At 59.5% G+C, this 22,115-nt stretch carries 23 protein-coding genes and 1 tRNA gene; 14 read left to right on the forward strand and 10 right to left on the reverse strand.

Annotated features, from left to right (window positions below; translation table 11 throughout):
- Positions 1 to 156 precede the first annotated feature (156 nt).
- Both QNM96_RS15605 and QNM96_RS15610 read left to right on the forward strand, forming a co-directional pair.
- Positions 157 to 1,167: a lysylphosphatidylglycerol synthase transmembrane domain-containing protein gene (locus QNM96_RS15605; protein ID WP_283837514.1), complete on the forward strand. Its 1,011-nt coding sequence runs from the start codon at positions 157 to 159 to the stop codon at positions 1,165 to 1,167.
- Positions 1,168 to 1,210: 43 nt separating this feature from the next.
- Complete coding sequence (locus tag QNM96_RS15610; RefSeq protein ID WP_283837516.1) at positions 1,211 to 1,927, forward strand: TFIIB-type zinc ribbon-containing protein; 717 nt, start codon at positions 1,211 to 1,213, stop codon at positions 1,925 to 1,927.
- 159 nt (positions 1,928 to 2,086) lie between these two features.
- Here QNM96_RS15610 and QNM96_RS15615 read toward each other — a convergent pair whose 3' ends face one another.
- Complete coding sequence (locus QNM96_RS15615) at positions 2,087 to 2,980, reverse strand: bifunctional methylenetetrahydrofolate dehydrogenase/methenyltetrahydrofolate cyclohydrolase (protein ID WP_283837517.1); 894 nt, start codon at positions 2,978 to 2,980, stop codon at positions 2,087 to 2,089.
- A gap of 208 nt (positions 2,981 to 3,188) precedes the next feature.
- Positions 3,189 to 4,436 (reverse strand): serine hydroxymethyltransferase, encoded by a 1,248-nt coding sequence (glyA, locus tag QNM96_RS15620; protein ID WP_283837519.1) that lies wholly within the window; start codon positions 4,434 to 4,436, stop codon positions 3,189 to 3,191.
- A 152-nt stretch (positions 4,437 to 4,588) separates the two neighbouring features.
- On the opposite strand from glyA, the gene QNM96_RS15625 reads away from it, so the two are divergent.
- From QNM96_RS15625 to QNM96_RS15655, 7 genes are all read left to right on the forward strand, one after another.
- Positions 4,589 to 6,673: a hypothetical protein gene (locus tag QNM96_RS15625; RefSeq protein ID WP_283837521.1), complete on the forward strand. Its 2,085-nt coding sequence runs from the start codon at positions 4,589 to 4,591 to the stop codon at positions 6,671 to 6,673.
- Between the two features lie 457 nt (positions 6,674 to 7,130).
- Positions 7,131 to 7,949, forward strand: coding sequence for a DUF5821 family protein (locus tag QNM96_RS15630; protein ID WP_283837522.1), 819 nt, complete (start codon positions 7,131 to 7,133; stop codon positions 7,947 to 7,949).
- 111 nt (positions 7,950 to 8,060) lie between these two features.
- The gene (locus QNM96_RS15635; protein WP_283837523.1) at positions 8,061 to 8,765 is read left to right on the forward strand and encodes an RNase P subunit p30 family protein; all 705 of its coding nucleotides are present in this window, start codon (positions 8,061 to 8,063) and stop codon (positions 8,763 to 8,765) included.
- Positions 8,749 to 9,375, forward strand: coding sequence for a class I SAM-dependent methyltransferase (locus tag QNM96_RS15640; RefSeq protein WP_283837524.1), 627 nt, complete (start codon positions 8,749 to 8,751; stop codon positions 9,373 to 9,375). Before QNM96_RS15635 ends, QNM96_RS15640 begins: the two co-directional genes overlap by 17 nt.
- 10 nt (positions 9,376 to 9,385) lie before the next feature.
- Positions 9,386 to 9,865, forward strand: coding sequence for an Rpp14/Pop5 family protein (locus QNM96_RS15645; protein WP_283837525.1), 480 nt, complete (start codon positions 9,386 to 9,388; stop codon positions 9,863 to 9,865).
- 4 nt (positions 9,866 to 9,869) lie between these two features.
- Positions 9,870 to 10,628: an archaeal proteasome endopeptidase complex subunit alpha gene (gene psmA / locus QNM96_RS15650; protein WP_283837527.1), complete on the forward strand. Its 759-nt coding sequence runs from the start codon at positions 9,870 to 9,872 to the stop codon at positions 10,626 to 10,628.
- Positions 10,629 to 10,854: 226 nt separating this feature from the next.
- Positions 10,855 to 11,580: a ribosome assembly factor SBDS gene (locus tag QNM96_RS15655; RefSeq protein ID WP_283837528.1), complete on the forward strand. Its 726-nt coding sequence runs from the start codon at positions 10,855 to 10,857 to the stop codon at positions 11,578 to 11,580.
- 37 nt (positions 11,581 to 11,617) lie between these two features.
- On the opposite strand, the gene QNM96_RS15660 is transcribed toward QNM96_RS15655, so the two are convergent.
- A complete protein-coding gene (locus tag QNM96_RS15660) occupies positions 11,618 to 11,929 on the reverse strand; it encodes an FUN14 domain-containing protein (protein WP_283837529.1) in 312 nt (103 codons plus the stop codon).
- A 450-nt stretch (positions 11,930 to 12,379) separates the two neighbouring features.
- Between QNM96_RS15660 and hflX the strand changes: the two genes are divergently transcribed.
- From hflX to QNM96_RS15675, 3 genes are all read left to right on the forward strand, one after another.
- Positions 12,380 to 13,672: a GTPase HflX gene (gene hflX, locus QNM96_RS15665; protein ID WP_283837531.1), complete on the forward strand. Its 1,293-nt coding sequence runs from the start codon at positions 12,380 to 12,382 to the stop codon at positions 13,670 to 13,672.
- An 84-nt stretch (positions 13,673 to 13,756) separates the two neighbouring features.
- Positions 13,757 to 14,911, forward strand: coding sequence for a thiolase family protein (locus QNM96_RS15670; protein WP_283837532.1), 1,155 nt, complete (start codon positions 13,757 to 13,759; stop codon positions 14,909 to 14,911).
- Complete coding sequence (locus QNM96_RS15675) at positions 14,908 to 15,267, forward strand: nucleic acid-binding protein (protein ID WP_283837533.1); 360 nt, start codon at positions 14,908 to 14,910, stop codon at positions 15,265 to 15,267. The genes QNM96_RS15670 and QNM96_RS15675 overlap by 4 nt, the downstream gene beginning before the upstream one ends.
- Before the next feature lie 107 nt (positions 15,268 to 15,374).
- Here the strand turns inward: QNM96_RS15675 and QNM96_RS15680 are convergent, their stop codons facing one another.
- Complete coding sequence (locus QNM96_RS15680) at positions 15,375 to 16,133, reverse strand: hypothetical protein (RefSeq protein ID WP_283837534.1); 759 nt, start codon at positions 16,131 to 16,133, stop codon at positions 15,375 to 15,377.
- Between the two features lie 171 nt (positions 16,134 to 16,304).
- Between QNM96_RS15680 and QNM96_RS15685 the strand changes: the two genes are divergently transcribed.
- Together QNM96_RS15685 and QNM96_RS15690 are read left to right on the forward strand one after the other, a co-directional pair.
- Positions 16,305 to 17,048, forward strand: a complete 744-nt coding sequence (locus tag QNM96_RS15685; RefSeq protein ID WP_283837536.1) for a ribonuclease H-like domain-containing protein — start codon at positions 16,305 to 16,307, stop codon at positions 17,046 to 17,048.
- 54 nt (positions 17,049 to 17,102) lie between these two features.
- The gene (locus tag QNM96_RS15690; RefSeq protein WP_283837537.1) at positions 17,103 to 17,501 is read left to right on the forward strand and encodes a thioesterase family protein; all 399 of its coding nucleotides are present in this window, start codon (positions 17,103 to 17,105) and stop codon (positions 17,499 to 17,501) included.
- A 16-nt stretch (positions 17,502 to 17,517) separates the two neighbouring features.
- Here QNM96_RS15690 and QNM96_RS15695 read toward each other — a convergent pair whose 3' ends face one another.
- The 6 genes from QNM96_RS15695 to QNM96_RS15720 all read right to left on the reverse strand — a co-directional run bounded on the left by QNM96_RS15695 (position 17,518) and on the right by QNM96_RS15720 (position 22,089).
- Entirely contained in the window at positions 17,518 to 17,793 is a 276-nt protein-coding gene (locus QNM96_RS15695) for a HalOD1 output domain-containing protein (protein WP_283837538.1), read from the reverse strand.
- 864 nt (positions 17,794 to 18,657) lie between these two features.
- Positions 18,658 to 18,731 (reverse strand) — tRNA-Thr (locus QNM96_RS15700).
- 12 nt (positions 18,732 to 18,743) lie between these two features.
- A complete protein-coding gene (locus QNM96_RS15705; protein WP_283837539.1) occupies positions 18,744 to 19,253 on the reverse strand; it encodes a GNAT family N-acetyltransferase in 510 nt (169 codons plus the stop codon).
- Complete coding sequence (locus QNM96_RS15710; protein WP_283837540.1) at positions 19,228 to 20,445, reverse strand: phosphoglycerate kinase; 1,218 nt, start codon at positions 20,443 to 20,445, stop codon at positions 19,228 to 19,230. Before QNM96_RS15710 ends, QNM96_RS15705 begins: the two co-directional genes overlap by 26 nt.
- A 114-nt stretch (positions 20,446 to 20,559) precedes the next feature.
- Positions 20,560 to 21,180: a CBS domain-containing protein gene (locus tag QNM96_RS15715; protein ID WP_283837541.1), complete on the reverse strand. Its 621-nt coding sequence runs from the start codon at positions 21,178 to 21,180 to the stop codon at positions 20,560 to 20,562.
- A gap of 147 nt (positions 21,181 to 21,327) precedes the next feature.
- Positions 21,328 to 22,089 carry a GTP cyclohydrolase III gene (locus QNM96_RS15720; protein ID WP_283837542.1) on the reverse strand — a complete coding sequence of 254 codons (762 nt, stop codon included), beginning with the start codon at positions 22,087 to 22,089 and terminating at the stop codon, positions 21,328 to 21,330.
- Positions 22,090 to 22,115: the final 26 nt, after the last annotated feature.

Here is a 22,115-nt window from a genome sequence, read left to right on the forward strand (position 1 = left end):
CAACTGCCGTACGTTGATCACCTAGGGCACTTCCAATAACGAAATCAGACAGTCGGCGTAACTGAGAGGACGGGTGTCGCAACTGATGGAATTGATACGCGGCTCGATCCCGTTGCATTCATAACCTAGTTGTAACTACAATACAATGATCGAGGCGTGAAACGACGGATCGCGCTCGGATTTGGGTTTGCGGCGCTCCTCATGGCCGTTCTCATTACCGCAGTTGGGGGCCAAGACGTATTCGATGAGCTCTCGAGGGCGGATTACTCAGTGTTGGGTCTCGGTGTCTTATCAGGCATTTTCGCGTTGGCCTTTCGTGGATTCGTCTGGAACAGGTTCCTCACGTTGGTCGATAACGGACTGTCTCGAAAACGTATCACTGGCGTCTTTCTCACCGCGATGTTCCTCAAGTACGTGACGCCCTACGGCCAGCTTGCCACCGAGCCATTCGTCGCGTACCTCGTTGTCCAGGAGTCGGAGATGGCGTACGAGGACGGTCTCGCGGGAATCATCTCCGCGGATCTGCTGAACTACCTTCCCTATTACTCGTTCGGGTTTCTGGCCCTCGGAATCGTCGCAACTGGTGATGCGCTCGGTAACGATCTGTTCGCGCAGTTCGTCGCCTTCAGCGCCCTCTTCGTCGCGGTCATCTCGATTATCGCCGTCGGTGCTCGTCGTCCAGATATTGTCTACGGAATCGTCCTCTTTATTACCAGCGTCCTCCGACGCGTTCTCGGAAAACTTACGCCTCGGTTCGACGAACAACTCAGTCGGTCCGCCGTCCGCACCAGACTCGACGGCTTTTACGCGACTATCACGATGATTACGGCGGACAGACGAACGCTCCTCATCACGGCGGTGTACGCACACATCGGGATGATATTCCTGATGCTCCCGGTCTACATCGGTGCAGCCGCGCTCGGTCACCAACTCTCACTGCCGGTCGTTGCCCTCGTTGTCGCCCTCGGAAAGCTCGGTGCCATCGTCCCCGCTCCCGGCGGAACTGGCGGAGTCGAAGCAATGGTAACAGCGAGTCTGACGACGCTGGGGCAACTCGAGCCGGCGGCCGCGCTGACTATCGCGATCATCTACAGAGTCTGTACGTACTGGCTCACGGTCGGTATTGGAGGGATCTCTGCGGCATCCGTCCTGTTTCGAGGGGAGTGATTAGGTCGGTGGGTCTTTTGGGCTCCTCGCCGTACACGCGAGTATGAAAATTCGGGGCGAGCGCGAGTGTACCGAGTGTGGCACCCGATGGTCGTACTACGAGACCGGGAGCGTTAGCTGTCCGAACTGCGGGACGCTCCGAAGCGTCGGTCTCGACGATCGAACCGAACACACGGATATGGAGGTCGCGTTCGATCTGACGCCGGTCCGGAACACTATCGACGACAGCTCGACGGGCGAACTCGCCGATCGAAGTCGCGAGCGCGCCCGCGAATACATTCGTCAACGGGGATTCGTCAACGGCGGCGATCTTCGAGAACTCGACGACACCTATCTCGCCGCGACCGAGTTACTTCACATCGCAGATATCGTTGCGCGCGAACGACGACTCGAGGAGGACGAAGAGCTCTACTTCCTCTCCCTGCTCGAGATCGCAGATCGCGGTCAACGGCCACCGCCGGCCGAGGTTCCCCCGTCGCTCCGCTCGGCTCGCGGGATCGCCGCCGCGAACGCCGTTCGAGAGTACCGCCGCGATATCCGAACCTGGAGCGAGAACGAATCGTTCACGACCGACCAACAAAGCGCGCTCGAGACGCTCGGGGATCACGTCACGCGAATCCGAATGCTCGAGGGCGATATCGAACCGAAAACTGCCGAGACCCTGATCCGGGCGACACGCGAACTCGCGGATGGACTCCGCGGCGACGGGGACGCCCTGGCGAGTGCGACACACAGAATTCGAACGCTCGAGTACGAGTAGATCGGATCACAGAAGGGGTGTCACAAACTGCCGGAAGACCCCATCCGGCTCATAGGGTCGTTCGTAATTCTCTCCCGGCATAGATACTCAGTCATCGGTTTCGCTCGGCGAAACTCGTTCTCCGCTGAGGCTGGCTGAAAATAGGTACGAACGACCCTCTCAGGGAAGGTCGACGTCGATTCCTTGCTGCGTACTCGCCGCGTTGACCGTGTTGTGAAGCAACATCGCTCGAGTCATCGGCCCGACGCCACCGGGAACGGGCGTGATGGCGCTCGCTTTCGATTTCGCGCTCTCGAAGTCGACGTCGCCGACGAGTTCGTACCCCTTCTCGTTGTCCGCGTCGACCCGAGAGATGCCGACGTCGATCACGACCGCTCCGTCGGCGAGCATCGAGGCGTCGACGAGTTCCGTGACGCCGGAGGCGGCGATCACGATGTCGGCACGCCTTGTTTTTGCCTCGAGATCCTCGGTTCGGGAGTGACAGACCGTAACCGTCGCGTTGCCGCCGTCGGCTTTTTGCATAAGCAGGTTCGCCATCGGTTTCCCGACGATGTTCGATCGACCGATGATGGTCACGTCCGCCCCTTCCGTCTCGACGTCGTAGGCCTCGAGCAACTTCTGAATCCCGTGCGGGGTACACGGCTTGAATCGAGGCTGGCCTGCGACGAGCCGGCCGACGTTTTCGGGGTGGAACGCGTCGGCGTCCTTGGCCGGGTCGATTCGTCGAAGCACCTCTCGATAATCGATGTGATCGGGAACCGGTTCCTGGACGATGTATCCGTGAACGGACGAATCGTCGTTGAGATCCTCGATTGCGTCGTACAGCTCGGTTGCCGGGGCGTCCCCGTCGATTTCGACGTGGGTTCCTTCGATCCCGACCTCCTCGCAATCGCGCTGTTTCATGTTGACGTACGTCTGGCTCGCGGGATCGTCGCCCATCAGGACGGTCGCGAGTCCCGGCCGCGTTCCGGCGTCCGCGAGCGTTTCGATCGCGTCGGTCAGTCCATCGCGAATCTCGCTCGCAACGGCGTTTCCGTCGATGATCTCGGTCATCACTCGAGTTGCCGTGAGCGAGCGTAATCAACCCTCGGGTTTGTGCCTATTTTCGGATGACTGGTAGCAGTGATATTCATGTTCTTGCCTACTAGTGCGACCGGTAACCGTAGACTCCCATCACTATCGGCGTTTGTAGAGGCCGGGAAGAATACTCTGTGGCGCGTTGGACCGAGGTGGCCGTCGCGGTTCGATCGACCGAGTTGGGCTATTCGTACAGCGGGTTCGCGTCACAGAGCGCGTCGACTTCCGCTCGAACCTCGCTCTTGACGTCGTCGTCTTCGGGTGCGTCGATGACTCGGGCGATGCAGTCGGCGACCGTTTGCATGTCGCTCTCGTCGAAGCCGCGCGTCGTCAGGGCTGGCGTCCCTGCGCGGATACCGCTCGGGTCGAATGCCGAGCGCGTTTCGCCGGGGACGGTGTTGCCGTTGAGGACGATTCCCGCGTCCTCGAGCGCGTCTTCGGCGTCGCCGCCGGTAGTATCGGGGTGGCTCTCGCGCAGGTCAACGAGCACGAGGTGGTTGTCGGTTCCTTCCGAGACGAGCGAGAAGCCGTGCTCGGAGAGCGCCTCACCCAGCGCTTTGGCGTTGGCGACCGTCTGCTCGGCGTACTCCTCGAACTCCGGCTGGAGCGCTTCCTCGAAGCCGACCGCTTTGCCTGCGATGTTGTGCATGAGCGGGCCGCCCTGTCCGCCGGGGAAGACCGCCGCGTCGATATCGTCCGCGTACCCCTCGCCGGTCATGACGATTCCGCCGCGACCGGAACGGATCGTCTTGTGCGTCGAACCGGTAACGAAATCGGCGATGCCGACGGGAGAGGAGTGAACACCTGCCGCAACGAGGCCGGTGATGTGAGCGATGTCTGCGAGGTGGAGCGCGCCGACGTCATCTGCGGCGTCTTGAATACGTCCCCACTCGATTTCGCGCGGGTACGCGGAGTAGCCAGAGACGATGATGTCCGGTTCGAATTCCGCCGCCTGCTCCGCGAGTCCTTCGTAATCGACGTAGCCCGTTTCGGCGTCGACCTCGTACTGTTCGACCTCGTAGAGCTGGCCGACGAAGTTTGCGGGGTGGCCGTGGCTGAGGTGGCCGCCGTGGGTCAGATCGAGCGAGAGGATCTTATCGCCTGCCTCGAGCATCGCGAAGTAGACGGCCTGATTGGCCTGCGTTCCCGAGTGGGGCTGGACGTTGACGTGTTCGGCACCGAACAGTTCGGTCGCACGGTCGATCGCGAGTTGCTCGACCTCGTCGGCGTACGTACAGCCGCCGTAGTAGCGCTCGCCGGGGTAGCCTTCGGCGTACTTGTTCGTCAGCGCGCTTCCTTGTGCGTCAAGGACCGCCCGGCTGGCGTGGTTTTCGCTCGCGATCATCTGAAGCGTCGATCGCTGCCGATCAACCTCGCTCTCGAGGGCGTCGGCGACGGCGGGATCGACGTCCCGGACGTGGTCGTGTTCCATAATGAATTCCCTTACTGGACGCTCCATAAGTGTACCTTTCCCCGGCAAGTGAGGTCGCTTCTCCCTGTTCCGTACCACGCCACCAATTCACAAATGACGAGAACCTGTTAGCTCGATACAACTAACTTCACCGGGTCGCATTTTCCGAATAGATGTTACGGTGGGATATTACTGGAGGAAACCTCAGGATTACCGACGCAGATAACGCCGAAATCGTCGTCAGGGGATCGAACCTCGAGATTTCCGGTTCAGGTCCGGACATCAAACGACCCGTCGACGAAACGATTGTTGTAACGACCGACGAACTTCGATTTCCACACGCGGTCGTCTACGCGTCTGATATCGGTACCAATCGACAGTACGAACTCGACCCGCGGGGCGAACCCCTATCGCTCCCCCGCGGCGAATACGTCGTCGATATCGACGCGAGAATCAAAACGTACCTGCGCTTTTCCGGCACGGCGACGATTCGCAGAACCGACGATATCGAAACTGTCGTCGTCTCGTTTCCCGAACGGGCGCGCACCGTTCTCGGATTCCGAAGTCGCCACGAAATCCCCACGGACACGATAACGATTCCCGAAACGACCGAGGGACTCGCACGCGCAATAAGCCATCTCCACGCCTCACAAAAGACCGCGAGCCCCGACCGGACGTATCCGTCGCTCAGGGGCCACCCACCTCGTATCGAAACGGGCTCCCGGCTAGAAATTCCGGAAAGCGTTCGCCGGGACGTTACCGAGTCGGGTGTCGAACTCGTGGTCCCGCCGACGTACGAAGCGCTGTATGTCGCCACACCTCTCGCCTACTATCTCCAGGGAAAGGTTACTCTCGACGATCGTGAGACGCCGAGTCTCCACATAGAGAAGCACGAGACGGAGCATTGTCTTCCGTCGATGCCGGCCCTCGAAGACGAAATAGAGCGATTGCTTCGGAAGGTTTTCTTTCTCGATTGTCTCGTCCGAAACGTCGGTCCGTTCGGAACGTCCCTTTCCGAACTGAACCTCCTTGAGGCACTCGAAATCGATAGCGAACGGTTGTACGGTCAGCCGATTCAGGACCGCCTCGAGAGATATCTCGACGTCCCGTACGAAACGGTCGAACACCGGCTCCCCGAGTGGCATCTCTCGACCTACGTCGACCCGACCCCGGCTAACGCCGAGACGCTTCCGTTCTTACTGGATCGAATGAGCCTGATTTCCACTCCGAAGTTCTCCGAACTCGCCGAGCAGGAACTGGTCGAACGGTCGCTCGACGACTTCTATCGAAATCGAGTCGGGGTTGCACGATCCGGAAACGGGCAAATCCCCTCTATCGAGATCATCAAACCGGAACTTCGTACCGGACGCGTCCACGGTTGGATCGCCGACGGCGTTCCGATCGACGTGTTCAAGTCGGTGCCCGAAGCGTACAACAATCGGCTTCGATACCTCGAGCGGCGAAGCGAGTCGTCGTCGATCGTCGTCGTGTTAAACGATCCCGAGATGGCTAGCGAACGCGAGTCGGTCGCAGAAATCTACCGAGAGCGGTCCGAATCTCTCTCGACGGAACTTACCGTCAAAGAGTCGCTTACGACCGCAGCGCTCGCTCGCGTCTTCGAGGACGAACACGATTTCGTTCACTATATCGGTCACTGCGAAACCGACGGACTGTGTTGTCCCGACGGAACCCTCTCGACGAGTAGTCTCGACGAATGTAACACGCAAACGTTTTTTCTCAACGCCTGCGGTTCGTTTTACGAGGGATTGGATCTCGTCGAGAAGGGGAGTGTTGCCGGAGCAGTGACCGTTCAGAAGGTATTGAACGATCACGCCGTCAAAGTCGGCTCGACGTTTGCGAAGTTACTCGTTCACGGGTTTAGCATCGAACGTGCGATGGACCTCGCGCGGAGACGGATCATGATGGGAAAAGACTACGCGGTCGTCGGCGATGGCACGCACTCTCTTTCGCAGGGGGAACAACAGTACCCCACTACCGTGACCGTCGATCCGGTCGATGACGGACAGTACCGTCTCTCGATTGAATGCTATTCGACGCGAGAGAATGGCTCGTATTATTTTCCACACGCCGAAGGCAACGAGCACGCCTATTTGTGCGGTTCGTCCTCGGAACTATTGTTGACCGAGGAGGAACTTCCGTCGTTTCTCGAAGGTGCTAACGCGTCCGTAATATTCGACGGGGACGTATACTGGTCTCAGCAACTGTCCGCGAAAATGGCGGATGGACCGGACGGGTGACTACGGACCGCCGTAAGTGCTTACCCGTTTTGCAGACGCACACCCGAGTCGGATCGTTCGAGAATCTCGGCCGAATCGGGTTCGTATTTCATAACCGACACGCCAAAGGTGCTGATGCATAGCGCCCATACACTTGCGACTGTTGCCTGATTGCATATAGTAATTACCATTACTATCTCCACTCCGCAATCGGTGAGCGAGATTCTCGAGTATGCCGGACGAGCGATTATCTATAGTTTGCAAGGCAGAGTACCCTGGGTCACCCGACCCGGGTACTTTACTATTCAGCAGGTGTAGCGTCTACGGCGAGCGAGAATTATCTCTCATTCAACCAAACTTCGACTACAACGAATTACTAACCGATAAAAATTACCAGTGTTTGGTTGAGAGTGTAACTTATCCTGTGCGAGCGGCCAACAAAATTAAGTATATAGCCATCATTTACTTCGGTACACAGATGGCTTCGAATTTACTCAATCATCAGATTGACGATATCCTCAGAGCGGTTCTAGAGGACGCGAGTGGCGACGTTTATATGGTGAACCCATCTCGGGACGCGATCGAAGAATTCGTCTCGGTCGCGACCGATTTCGACGGCTCGTTGCCGACGGTACAGATGCTCGCCAACGAGCAAACGCTGAAGGACGTTATGGGTGACTTCATCGTCGCTTCGAACGCCGCCGATCTCATCAGCGACGGCGCGCTCGCTCTCCGGACGCTGGGGGAGACACCGGAAAACTCGCTCTGTCTTACCGAGGATCGCGTCATCGCCGTCGTTCACGCGGGAGACCGAGTTGGGGGCCTCGTTACCGACGAAGCCGACTTCGTCAACGACACGTTCGCCGCCTACGAAACCCGATGGGAGAACGCGGAACCGTTCAAACTTCGAACACCACCAATCAGCGACGTTCGAGAGACCCTTTCCGAGGAGATCAGTCCCGAGGCCGAAGCGGACTTCACCGCGATCCTCAACTCCCTCGAGACGGCACGCGGAGACGGGGACGGCCTCGATGAGGTGACCATCTCGCTGGTCGTCGCAGCGAAAAACGAAGCGCTCCTGTACGACATCAGCAAGTGGGGCGAGGATGTCGGCATCGCTTCCAAGGCGACCTTCTCCCGAACCAAGACCAAACTCGAGGATATGGGCCTCATCGATACGGAAAAAGTTCCGATCGACGTTGGTCGCCCGCGACTTCGTCTAAAAATCGGCGACGACCGACTCCGTGAAGCGGACAACGGGCAGATTGCGACCGTTACGCAGTCGATTCTCAACTGATCGCTGTCGGCCTCGATTCGACCCGCTTTGCCTATTGCTCTTTCCGTCGATCCCCATCCGATCAAACCTGAGTACGTAAACCCCAAGTTATCGCCGCGTAGAAACTCCGGTATGTACGAAGGCGTCCACGCCCGACCCGACGGTGAAAGCACCGTCGCTCGACTTGCCAAAACGGCGGCCGAATACGGTTTCGATGGCGTGGTCGTCCGAAATCACGACGACTCGAGAAGCGAGTTCGACGCCGACGAAATCACGGCGGAGTACGGCGTCGACGTCGTCGAGGGGATCGAGGTCCGCGCTGACGCGCCCGAACAGGCGAGCGGATCGGTCGGAAACTATCGATCGTCGACCACGATACTCGCGGTTCACGGCGGAACCAACGCGATGAATCGCTTCGCCGTCGAAAACGAGAAGGTCGACGTTCTCGCTCACCCGATGGCGGGGAGCGGCGATATCAACCACGTCCTGGTCAAAGCCGCCCTCAAGAACGGCGTCCGTCTCGAGTTCAACCTTGGCGACGTGCTTCGAGAGAGCGGCGGCCGTCGTGTCCGAACCATTCAGTCACTCCGAAAACTACGCGAGATTGTCGACTACTACGGCGCACCCTACGTCGTGAGCGCCGACCCCCGGTCGCACCTCGAGTTTCGCGGCCCACGAGAGCTCCGTGCGCTCGGCGACCAACTTGGCATCTCGCCGGAGTGGATCGAAACCGGTCTCGAGGAATGGAAAGAACTCGCCGAGCGCAACCGGGAGATTCAGTCCGATTCGTTCATTGAGCCTGGGGTCAAACGAGGAAGGTATGAAGAAGAGTCTTGAGGAACACGCGGCTCGGTTCGACGAGAAAGCCAGCGAGTACGACGACTCGAAATCCCCCGAGTATCGAGCGTGTGCCGATATAGTTATCGAACACGCCGATCCCGACCCTGACGAAACGGTTCTCGATCTCGCGACCGGGACCGGTGCGATCGCACTCGCGCTCGCGGCCGATGCCGAGCACGTCGTCGGTCGAGATATCAGCCAGGGAATGCTCGAGCAAGCGCGGCGGAAAGCCGACGAACGGGGCCTCGAAAACGTTGCGTTCGACGAGGGATCCTTCCGCGAACCGGAGTACGACGACCCGGTCGATATCGTCACGTCGAACTTCGCGATGCACCACCTCGCGGACGCCGAAAAGCGGGAAGCCATCGAAACGATCGCCGCACTCGAGGCGCAAACGTTCGTTCTCGGCGACGTGATGTTCTTCGACGAACCGGATCCGAGTGAGCCGTTTTACTCGCCCGAAGTCGACGATCCGGCGACCGTCGGCACGCTCGCGGACGCGTTCACCGACGCCGGATTCTCGCTGACGGCGGTCGAACGCGTCCACGATCAGGTTGGCGTGCTCGTCGCTGAACGTTCGACGAGCGAGAAGCCGAAAACCGAATAACGACAGTACGATGAAACACCTTCCGAAGCACCTCCGCCCGAGATGGCGTTACCTCGCGGCGGAACTCGAGTCCTGGCCCGACGCAGCGATCGATCGACGGGCGTTTCAGCGCGAGCTCTGGTACGCGGGCCAGAATTTACTCGGCGATCCGGGGAGCGCAGACGCCGATTTGTCCGTCGTCAGGTTCGACTTCGGGGACGGAACTGGCAAAACGGTCATCAAAGTACGTCACGGAGAAACGGAATCTGCCAGAGCAGCGCTCGCGTGTATCGACCGTATTGATGGGTCTCCCGTCGGTATTCGCGTCGCAGGGATCAGTGGTACGATCCGTGCCGCTGAAGAAAAGTTTTTAGGTAAACGCGGGCAAGTCCCGTCAGAGAGAAACGTCGTGTTTGAGAACGCTGAGCGAGTCGCGGTCGGACGAAACGGATCCGCGGATATCCGACTCGATGACGCGTTCGTCGGCGCGACAGACCTCGATTTAGTGTGATACTATGCAGGGACAAGCCCAACAGCAGGCGTACGACCGAGGCATCACGATCTTCTCGCCCGACGGCCGACTCTACCAGGTCGAGTACGCCCGCGAGGCGGTCAAACGTGGTACGGCGAGTATCGGCATTCGAACGGAAAACGGCGTCGTTCTCGCGGTTGACAAGCGGATCCCGTCCCCGCTCCTCGAGGACTCAAGCGTCGAAAAGATCCACAAGGCGGACGATCACATCGGAATCGCAAGCGCCGGTCACGTTGCCGACGCGCGACAGCTGATCGATTTCGCCCGTCGTCAGGCACAGGTCAATCACCTGCGCTACGGCGAGCCGGTCGGCGTCGAAACGCTGACCAAGAACGTCACCGACCACATCCAGCAGTATACGCAGGTCGGCGGCGCGCGCCCGTTCGGCGTCGCGCTCATCGTCGGCGGTATCGAAAACGGCGAACCACGCCTTTTCGAGACGGACCCATCCGGCACGCCCTACGAGTGGAAGGCACTCGCGGTCGGCGCGGACCGGGGCGAACTCCAGAGCTACTTAGAGGAGAACTACGACGCCGAAGCGGATCTCGACGGCGGCATTTCCTTGGCCCTCGACGCGCTCGCATCGGTCAACGACGGCGGCCTCCTGCCCTCGGAAGTCGGGCTTGCGACCATCGACGCTGAATCCGAGTCCTTCGAGCAGTTCGGTCTCGACCAGATCGAATCGCACCTCGAGGAGAACGACCTCCTCGGCGAGGAAGGCGCGGACGAAGACGACGAGTAACGCGACCCGTTTTTGCGTTTCGCACGTTCCGATTCGAGTCCCACAGCCGTTTGTGCAGTTAGGAGTCCGACGACAGTGTGCGAACGGGTAACGGCCGACGAACCAACGGCGGATCGCCCCGCACACGCATTCGAAGTGACTATCTCCGAAACCACCGGACACGGAGAACCCGAGGGCGTTGGCCGGCGGCAAAAGCTCTTTTACCCGGCCGGGGGTATGCTCCGGTATGATATCACTCGACGAGGCGGTGACGGCGCGACTCGAGTCACACGGGGCGCGATTCGAAGTGTTAGTCGATCCCGACGCGGCACTCGAGATCAAGCGCGGGGAGTTCGACGAGGATCTCGAGGACTACATCGCCGCCGAAGACGTGTTCGAGGACGCCTCGAGTGGCGATCGACCGGCCGAGGATGACCTTGAGAAGGTATTCGATACGACGGATCCACTCGAGATCATTCCCGAAGTCATCAAAGAGGGAGAGATTCAGATCACGGCCGATCAGCGCCGCGAGATGCAAGAGCAAAAACGGAAACAGCTCATCACGACGATCGCGCGCAACGCCATCAATCCGCAGATGGACGACGCACCGCACCCACCGGAGCGGATCGAAAACGCACTCGAGGAGGCTGGGTTTACGGTCGATCCGATGGAGCCGGTGAGCGAACAGGTCGACGACGCGTTAGACGACCTGCGACCAGTGATCCCGATCCGGTTCGAAGAGGTCTCGATCGCGGTCCAGATCCCGCCGGAGCACGCTGGCAGTGCACAGGCGAAGATCCGCCAGTACGGCGACCTCGAGAGCGAAGAGTGGCAGCCGGACGGGTCGTGGATCGGCGTCATCACCTTCCCCGCAGGCCTCCAGAACGACTTCTACGACGTCGTCAACGAGAACACGAGCGGCAAGGCAGAGACGCAGGTCGTCAAGGACAAAGACGATCTCAAAACGAGATAACGGATCCGTTGTTCGACCGAGACCGGTGTCGGGAATCTTACCCGCGATAGTAGCCCAGCAAAAACCCGCTGGTAAACCCGACACCGACCGAGAGCGTCGAGACGACCGAAGTGAGCCAGTGTACTCCCTGATTTGCCTGTTCCTGAGTCTCGAGCAAGCCGGCGCTGAGCCGATCCCAGTCGACGATCACGATGCCGTTCGACTCGAGGTATCGAAAGACGACGAGTTGGACGCCGATAATGACTGCAACGATTTTTGCGACGTTTTTCACCGCAAAGCCGATCAGCCCACCGAGAATTGCACTCGCCGCAAACTCGAATCCCACCGATGTCGGGTCGATTTCCACCATAGCCGACCGAAGGGAACCGGTGACAAAATCAGTTGTGGTACGTGACATTCTCTGTTCAACGAATGCGAGTGCGTTCAGACCATATCTGTCGAGTATTTAGGGTAATCATCAATGAATGGGTCCGTCGGTAGACGACTATTACGAGCAGGAGGGCTTCGAACCGTGAGAGACGTCTGTCGGGACCGAACAGTCGGGGGCCGACAGCGAAGCGGGTAAGCGCCACGGTCTCCACCCAGGTTCGGAAAACGCCACGGGATTCAAGGTGGTCGGACCCCTACGTGAGAGTATGAGTTACACAGCACCAATCGGGGTGACTGCCCGGCATCTCTAGCGTGTCAGAGCACCGGACGGGCGTCGCGATAATCGATCGCCCGCCAAAATCGATGTTTCGGTCGGTAGTACGACGCATCCGTCGATCGACAACTGCTCAGACAATGCACAGCTAATCGTATGAAGGCACTCATCGCAAAACGAATCGACTCCGGAACGCCCGACACAAGCGAGATTCGCGAGCTCGCACGGGCGGCAGGATACGATATCGTCGGCGAGATAACGCAGTCCCGAACGGCCGACGCCGCGTTGCAACTCGGCGAGGGGAAGGCGAACGAACTCGCAGAAAAGGCCGCGATGTCCGAGGCGACGACCGTCATTTTCGATAACCGTCTCGGACCGTATCAGATGTACAACCTCGGGCAGCTCCTTCCCGAGGGGGTCGAGATCATGGACCGGTTCACGCTGATCCTCGAAATCTTTGGCCAGCGAGCCCAGACCCGGAAAGCGCAGCTGCAAGTAGAACTCGCTGAGCTTCGCTACGAACTCCCTCGAGCGGAAGCGAAGACGAGTCTGGCAAAACGGGACGAACACCCCGGTTTCATGGGTCTCGGCGAGTACGACGAAAGCCGAGAACATGATATCAAGTCCCAGATCAGCCGGATCAGGGACGACCTCGAGCAGATCGAGCAGAACGAACAGCACCGTCGCGAGCGCCGTCGCGCTTCCGGCTTCGATCTCGTCGCGCTCGCGGGCTATACGAACGCGGGGAAATCGACGCTTCTCCGCCGTCTCGCCGACGATCTGGACGTCGACGAAAACGAAGAACTTCACCCGGATCTCGATTCGACGGCCGAATCGCAGGATCGGCTCTTTACCACGCTCGGAACGACGACGCGACGGGCCGACATCGAGCCTCGAGACGTGCTCGTGACCGATACGGTCGGTTTCATCAGCGACCTTCCACACTGGCTCGTCGAGTCGTTCAAATCCACACTCGACTCCGTCTACCGCGCGGACCTCGTCTTGCTCGTCGTCGACGTCAGCGAACCGATCGACGAGATTCACGAGAAGCTCGTCACCTGCCACGACACGCTCTATGAACGCAACGAAGCCCCGATCGTTACCGTCCTGAACAAGATCGACGCCGTAAGCGATGAGGAGCTCGAGGAGAAAGCCGCCGCCATCTCAGCGCTGGCTCCGAACCCCGTCACCGTCAGCGCGCGCGAAGGGGCGAACATCGGCGAGTTACTCGATCGGATCGATCAGGAACTCCCGGATTGGGAACAAGAGCGGCTCGTCCTTCCGATGACCGACGACACGATGAGTCTCGTCTCGTGGATCCACGACAACGCCCACGTCGAGGACGTTACCTACGGCGACGAGGACGTCCTCCTCTCGTTCGAAGCGCGTCCTACTGTTATCTCGCAGGCGCGTTCGCGCGCGAGCGACCTCGAGACGGCGTCTGCCTGATCTGACGTTTCGACCGCCGCCGTTTTCTAGAGGCGATCGACTCGGACCCAATCATATAAACCGATATCCCGTGATTGTCAGGGTATGGAACGAGTTGCAATCATCGGATCTTCGATGACCCAGTTCGGCCAGCGGGACGCCTGGATCCGCGAGTTGCTCGCAGAAGCCGGCGGCGAGTGCCTTGAGGATGCGGCCGTCGATCCGACGGACGTCGACCACCTGTACGTCTCGAACATGGCAAGCGGGGAGTTCGAAGGACAGACGGGAGTCGTAAACGCGTTAGCCCACGATCTGGGGGCGATTCCGGCTTACACCGAGCGAGTCGATCAGACGAGTTCGAGCGGCGGTGCCGGCATGTACGCCGCGTGGCGATCGGTCGCAAGCGGCGCGAGCGACATGACGTTGCTCGTCGGCGGCGAGAAGATGACCCACCGAACGACCGCAGAAGCGACGGACGTCATCGCGTCACTGACCCATCCCTGCGAGTACAAACACGGCATCACGCTGCCGTCGTTCGCCGGGCTGACCGCCAGACACTACCTCGAGCGCTTCGATGCGCCGCGAGAGAGTCTCGGCAAAGTGGCGGCCAAGAATCACAAAAACGGCGTCGATAATCCCCACGCGCAGTTCCAAAAGGAAGTCGACCTCGAGACGATCCTCGAGTCGCCCGTCGTCGCCGACCCGCTTCGGCTCTACGACTTCTGTCCGATCACCGACGGCAGCGCGGCGCTCATGTTCTGTCCGGAGTCGGTCGCGGCGGAGTACACCGACGACTACGTTGTGGTGTCGGGAATCGACGGCGCGACGGACACCCACGTCGTGCACGAACGCCCCGATCCGACGATTATGGGCGGCGTCGTCGAGAGCGGCGAGGGTGCCTTCGATATGGCCGGCTACGAGCCCGAGGACATCGACGTTGCTGAGCTCCACGACATGTTTACGATCCTCGAATTCCTCCAGATGGAGGGGCTCGGGTTCGCAGAGCAGGGCGAGGCCTGGAAACTCGTCGAGGAGGGCTATACGGACCGCGACGGCGAGTTGCCGATCAATACCTCCGGCGGGCTGAAGTCGAAGGGACACCCCCTCGGTGCCAGCGGCGTCGCACAGGGCGTCGAAATTTACGAACAACTGCTCGGCGAAGCAGGGCCGCGACAGGTCGAGGCCGACGTCGGCCTCTGCTGTAACGTCGGCGGGTTCGGAAACTGTGTCATCACGACGATTATGGAGGCAGGAGCATGACCATGGAAGCCTATCGCTACGAAGACGGATCGATCAGCTACCCCGGCCACCCGATCGGCCCCGACGGGAGCGAACCGGTCGATACGGTCGATTTGAGCGAGTACACCGCCGAGGTGATTACGTGGACGACGAGTACCGCGACGCCCCCCGGCGTCCGCGAGCCCAACACGCTCGCGATCGTCGAGTTCGATGTCGACGGCGAGCCGGTCCGCGCGATCGGTCAGGCGACGAGCGACGACATCGAAACGGGTGACGAAGTCGAGCCGGTCTACGTTGACGAACTTCGGACACCGGGCAAGGGGATCAGAGAGCCCGACAGTCAGGAGTGGGACGGCTACCGGTTCGAACCGGTTTGAACTGTCGAGCGATTCTCCTCGTCGATAATCGTCCTCAAAATCGTTTTCTGCGCGTCAATCAGCAAAGTCTGCGCGTCAATCAGCAAAATCGATCGCCGTCCGAACCATTAGTCGTCCGCGTCGTCGCCGTCGCCATTGTTGGGCGATTCGTCGCTGTCGTCACTCCCGGGAGGCTGGTCCCCGTCTTCCTCTCCGAGTCCGTCGGACTCGTCAGCGATTCGATCCCCTCGGTGGTCCGTCGACGGGTCGTCATCGTTGAACTGATCTTTGAGCGTCTCGAGTTCGGCGTCGACGTCGACGTTCGAATCGTCGTCGTCGTTCAGGACGGAACCGGTCTCGTTGGGCTCGCTCGAATCCGAGTCGTTCCCGTCGATCTCGATCGGTTGTGCGTCGGTCGAGCCGGTCTCCTCGACGGCGTCACGGAGGCGTCGGTCCACGTCGTCACGGAGTTCTCGAGCTTCACTCAGCAGGTCGGTTACGCGTTCGTCGGCCGGCACCGATCCCTCGGAAACGCCGCGCTGTAGCTCCTCGAGGACAGTATCGAGCTGTGAGACGGTCGTCCTTCGGAGTTTCTTCGCACGTTTTTCGGTCGACTTCGCGGCCGTTTTGGTTCGGTCTCGTGTTTCCTGTTCCGTCTGGACGAGCTTGATACCGCGTTGAAACGCCTCGAGCGCCCGAACGTTAGCCTTCAGCACCGCAAGCGCCGCCGGAATCGCAAACTCGTCTGCGACGCGAAGCATCTCGCCCGGCGTCGGCGGACGAAACGACGGCCGACGACGACGCGGCGCGAGTTCCTCGCGCAGTTCGTCGATCGTTGCGGAGAGTTCGCGGACTGCTTCCGCGAGGTCGTCGTCACGGTCGGTCATACCCCCCAATAGTATCTCCTGGGTGAAAAGAGAGCCGATTGAATCGATCCGAGGACAGGAAAGCGTCGAAGATCGATTTTCACGAAACTGAGACGAGCATGCGACTCACCGCCACGGCCTCGAGAAGCGCCGATCCAAGCGCTTTTGTCCCCGCAAAACACCTCCACAGGTGTGCAAATCGAGAACAGTTTCATTCCGGTCCGGGGGGTCGGCGAGGCGACCGAACGCCGGCTCTGGGCGAACGGCGTGACCCACTGGGACGAGTTCGAGGGTGAGGTCGTCGGAGAGACCATCGCCCGGCGGATCGAGACGTTTATCGACGAAGGCCAGTCCCATCTGTCGAGCGGAGATATGGCGTTTTTCGCCGATGCGTTTCCGGACTCGAGTCACTGGCGGCTGTACGAGAACGTCAAGAGCGAAGCGTGTTTTTTGGACATCGAAACGACGGGGTTGGATTCCGCACGCAACGACGTGACGACCGTCAGCGTCCATCGCGGTGGTGAAACGAAGACGTTCGTAAACGGCGACGACCTCACCGCTTCCCGCTTGCAAGCGGAGTTCGACGACGCGTCGTTGCTCGTCACCTTTAACGGAAAACGATTCGATGTTCCGTTCCTCGAGACGTGTTACGACGTGAACGTCTCGATGCCACACGTCGACCTCATGTACCCGTGTAAGAAAATCGGGCTCGACGGCGGACTCAAGCAAGTCGAGAAGGACCTCGGAATCGACCGGGACAAACCGGACCTCTCCGGGCGGGACGCCGTGCGTCTCTGGCACCAATACGAACGCGGCGACGACGAAGCGCTCGAGACGTTGATCGAGTACAACCGCGACGACACGGCGAATCTCGAGCCGTTAATGGAGACGGTCTCCACGCGGTTACATGAAACTGTTTTCGAAGCCAACTGTTGATATCGGCGACAAATCGGTGGCTATAGCTTGCCGTAGAACGTACAAGTAACTGAAATGAGCGAGTACGCCTACGAAGTGGCTATCGACATCCGTCTTCGAGACGTCGACTTTATGGGCCACGTTAACAATGCTATTTACGCGACGTACCTCGAAGAAGCTCGTGAAGCGTACTTCAGCGATGTCGTCGGCCACTCACTCGTCGACCTAGATACGGTTCTGGCATCGCTCGAGATCGAGTACGAAACGCCGATCGAAGCGGAACAAGATGTGTCGGTCGGACTGGAAGTTACCGGTCTCGGCGATTCGAGTATTCCGATGGTTTATGAGGTCCGGGCCGACGGCGAACGGGCCGCGACGGCTCGATCCGTGCAGGTCTTCGTCGATCGCGAGAGCGGAACGGCCCGGTCGATCCCTCCGAAGTTACGGAATCAGCTCGAGTCTGACGGCCGCTAGGGTGTTTCTGATGGGGTTATTCGCTCACGACAACTTTTCCGTTACTCGTCACGGTAACCTGATATCCACAGTACGCAAACTCGACTCGGCCGTTCGCTCGAGGCGCCCCGTCCTCTCGGGGAGCAAACAGGGCATCCAGCGCTTCTGGATTGAGAACTTCATAAAGCGGCTCGTACTCGGGCGGTTCGATCGCTGTCGTATCGACCCCTTCTTTCTCTGCGATGGCATTGATGACTTCGAAACTAAGCGATTGCTGAGAATTTCCGTCAGACCGGTCCACTGAGAGTAGCATTGAGCGCACACTTAACACGATCAGGTATAAATCCTGTGACCTATATCTGGTTAAATTGCAGAGATATGAACATCAGTGAACAAACTTGTTCAATATGGCCTATTTTGAGGCTATCGTCGAATCTAGGACAGAGATATTCCGTCCCCTTGACTAAAGATTATTTATATCTCTTGGGACGATGCAACCCGGTCCGGAACGATAGAAACTAGCGTATAGGATGCAAGTGCCGATATAATGGATACGACCCGCCTCAAGCCGATTTACCTGTTTGGTATTGTTCTCAACATTGGAGCACTCGTATATGCCCTTTCGACCGACGCATGGTTGTACGCCGGCGCGTTCGTCCTTATATTGGTCTATCTCTCCTTTCGGCTTCGAATGATTGCGGGAAACTAAGGTGAACTTACAGTGATGTCTCCGTCTTCATTGTCGTTTCACCCGAGAAAAATCGTTCACGGCGATCGGAAAGTGGGGAAAGAGTGTAGGGGGAGTAGTGTCGCCTCCAGATTGGGGGAAACCTGGATGGGCAAGTAGTTATTATTGGTAATGCCTATTAACTATTTCCCTATCTTTCACGGACTGAGTTCGGAATGATAGTTGACTCGGTAGTACGGGTCAGGGTAATTTCATGGGTTTCACGGATGCAGATCTGAATTGTCGCCCCAATGAAAGAACAGAGCCGATGGAATAGCACCTGAACGGCATCATCGCTGATATTGTGGGGACGAATCCACGTATCAAATCACTACTGGCTTTGAACCAACGATAGGAAGCCAGAGCAGGGATTTGAACCACGGTCAGAGCAAGCGCTTCCCTGATTCAAATCCTGTTTTGAGTTCTCGCTCGCGAAAGTGCTCGCTCGAAAGCCAGAGCAGGGATTTGAACCCCGGGAGTCTCGATTACAAGTCGAGTGCATGAACCACCCATGCTCCCCTGGCACTATGAATTCGTTATTCCTCCCCCTTTGAGTGTGTATCGTTTTTCGTTCGATCCTCGAGCGAGCGTTCCATCGAGACCCGGAAGGGTTCATAGCCCGCGCGCCGATAGAACCGACGCGCTCGCTCGTTCTCGGCCATCGTCTCGAGAATCAGGTCGTCAGCGCCGCGTTCGACGAGCGCTTCCTCGACTGTTTCGAGCAACGCAGTTCCGATCCCCTGTCCTCGATACGCCGGTCGAACGTACAGGTTGGAGAGAAATCCGCGAGTCGACTCGAGGGCCAGCGAGCCCGCTTCGATCGAAAACGACGCAAACCCCGCAACGGTCCCGTCGACTCGAGCGACGAGGAGTCGGCCATCGAAACTGTGTGCTGCTAACACTTCGTGCATCAGCTCCCGGTTCTGTTCGGCCAGAACGTACGATCCGTACTCCCGCTGATCGTGAGCGAGTCGAACCCAGTGCGTAACGATTGCATCGAGATCGGCGGTCGTCGCGGGCTCAATGACTGGCTGATTCTGTCTCATTCTCGAGTGCTGAGACGGCGGGGAGTGGTTCGGCGGTCAGCATCCGAAGCGCGGCCCCGCCGCCGGTGCTGACGTGTGAGAAGCCTTCGATGCCGAGCGATCGAAGGGCCGAGGCGGTGTCGCCACCGCCGACGATGCTGGTCGGAACGTCGGTCGCCGCCTCGTACAGTCCGCGCGTTCCGGTCTGGAACTGTTCGTCCTCGAACACGCCGGCAGGGCCGTTGAGAATAACGGTTCCCGCATCGTCGAGGAGCCGTTCGTAATAGGCAAGCGTCGAACTTCCGATGTCCTGAGCGGCCTCGTTATCCTGGGGCGGTAAGGCGTTGACCCCCAGTTCGTACCGCTCGCCGTCCCGAGAAATGGCGACGTCACGAGGGAGCGCGATCTGACTGCCGTAGGCGTCGAGGAGGTCCTGTGCGCGATCGATCTCGTCCCAGTAGCCCTGATCGTAGATAAAATCTGAACTCCGATCGCCGAGATCGACGCCGTCGGCGACCAAAAAGACGTTCCCGACGACGCCCGCCGTCAGCACGTGGTCGGCGAGTCCCTTCTCGAGGACGCTCCAGGCGACGTCGATCGAGTCGGAGACCTTCGCCCCGCCGAGCATATAGACCCGTGGTTCGGGCGTTTCCTCGATCGATCCCAGCACGTCGAGTTCGGCTTCCATTACGCGCCCCGCGTAACTCGGGAGGACCGTCGGGAAGCCGATCAGCGACGGTTGTGAGCGATGTGACGCGGCGAATGCATCATTGACGTACGCGTCGAGGACGGACGAGAGCCCCTCGACGAGGTGTGTCTGTGCGGCCTGGCTCGGTTCGAACTCCATGTATTCCTCGCTATAGAACCGCGTGTTCTCGAGGACGACGCATTCTCCGTTCTCGAGGGATTGGACTGTTTCTCGAGCGGCGTCGCTGAACGTCACGTCGGCGTACTCGACCGGTCGACCGAGCAGATCCGAAAGATGTCTTGCGTGTGCTTCGAGGCCGGTAAAATCGTCACTGCCAGGACGACCCTGATGAGCGAGGACCGCGACGCGGCCACCGCCGTCTAAGAGTTCCGAGAGGGTATCGACGTGGGCGCGAAGGCGTGCGTCATCAGCCAGCGATCCGTCGTCCGCGATCGGGCTATTGATGTCGACGCGAACGCCCACGGTCGTCCCTTCGACGTCGAGGTCGTCGAGGGTCTCGATCATTATCGACCCTCCATCGTCTCGCCCGAAAGGTCTTTCTATCGGTCTGATATCTGCGCTACTTGCTGACACGATGTATCTTTAAAATTCGTGATAGGCCGGTACTACCCGGGCTTTTCAGACAGTTCGACAGTCCGCACACACGAGCTGACCGTTAGCATCCCAGAGCGAATCCGCGAGCGAGCCACAGTCTTCACAGACGCCCTGCGTCGAGTACTCGTCGCCGCCGTTCGGGACGATCTCGGGGTCGGCGTTCCCGTCCGTTCGCGAATTCAGGGAATCATTGACGTTGACACCGTTCGAGAGCAAATCTTCGTCTCGCTGTGTCTCTGTTACCGAACGCGCCGCCGTCGCGTGAAACGACCCCGCCGCCGCGATGACGTCCCGTTGCGTGAGAACGCCGACAACGTCCGACCCGTCCGTGACGACGAGGTTTCGGATGTTTTCTCGAGCCATCAGATCGGCCGCATCGGTGAGCGCTCGATCACCGTGGACGGAGATGACGGGTGCGGACATTACGGCACCGATCGTTGTCTCGGCGGCGTCCGCTTCCTCGGCGACGAGCCCGAGGATGTCCCACTCTGTGACGATCCCGACTGGTTCCGATCCCCGGACGACGAGGACGCAGCCGGCGCGTTCCTCGCGCATGAGCCGGACCGCACCGAGAACGGTGTCTGACTCGCTGACGCCGACGTACTCCGTTGTCAGGACGTCCCTGACCGACAGTTCCGGTTCCATGTGTGAACAATACCCACAGACGTTCTAAAAGCTACCCCCGCCAGGTTTAATCCCGGTGCCGTCAAAGGATTCAGGTTGGAACTCGATCGCGGTCATCGTGCTGACGGTCTGTGCCCATCGAGCCGAAGATTCCGTTCCTCGAGTCGCCTACCACTCGAGTTCGACGCGCGTTCCGTCGGCTCGACACGTTTCGAGGGCGTGCTTTGCCGCCATTCCCGCGTTGTGGGCGTCCGCTCCGCGGCCAACGCCGACTTGTAGTTCGACATCGACCGCCTCTGCAACGTGTTCGATCGCCTCGCGATAGTCGGCCTCCTCGAGATTCGGACAGACGACGATGATGTTATCTCCGCCGACGAAAAAGGAGAGACTCTCGTGGGAGTGGCGCATGTGGCGCATGAGCGCCGCATAGCCCTGCTCGATCTCGATGAAGGTATCGTAGGCGTTGAGTTCGTCCGTGTACTCGCCCGTCGCGTCGACGACGTCGAAGTGAGCGATCTGAACGTCGTTCGAGGCACCGTGATCCGCTTCGACGACCCGCCCGTCAAGGATTTCTCGCCGGTGCTTGTCCTGGGCGCTCCCGGCGTCCTGAACGAGTTCCGTCGCGTCCGCCAACGCCTGAACAGGACTCGTTCCGGTTGCCACGCCGAGACTCAGCGTGACGGGATACCGGTTGCCGACCGATTCTTGAAGGACCGCGTGATCCTCGAGGCTGAGCCCGTTGGTCACGGCGATCATGTTGTCAAAGCGGGTGAAGAAGGTGTAGCCGCCGTGGTTGCCGACGAACTGAGAGATATCCGCATACAGCCGCGACTGCATCGTTTGCAGGTCGGCTTCGCGGCGAGGTTCGGGCGTCACCGTCCACGGACCGTAATTGTCGATCTGGATGAGCGTAACCTGCGTGTTAGTCACTGTGTCCGATCTTTCGAACGTGTTCG

It is taken from the genome of Halostagnicola sp. A-GB9-2 (genome assembly GCF_030068615.1).
Classification (GTDB): domain Archaea; phylum Halobacteriota; class Halobacteria; order Halobacteriales; family Natrialbaceae; genus Halostagnicola.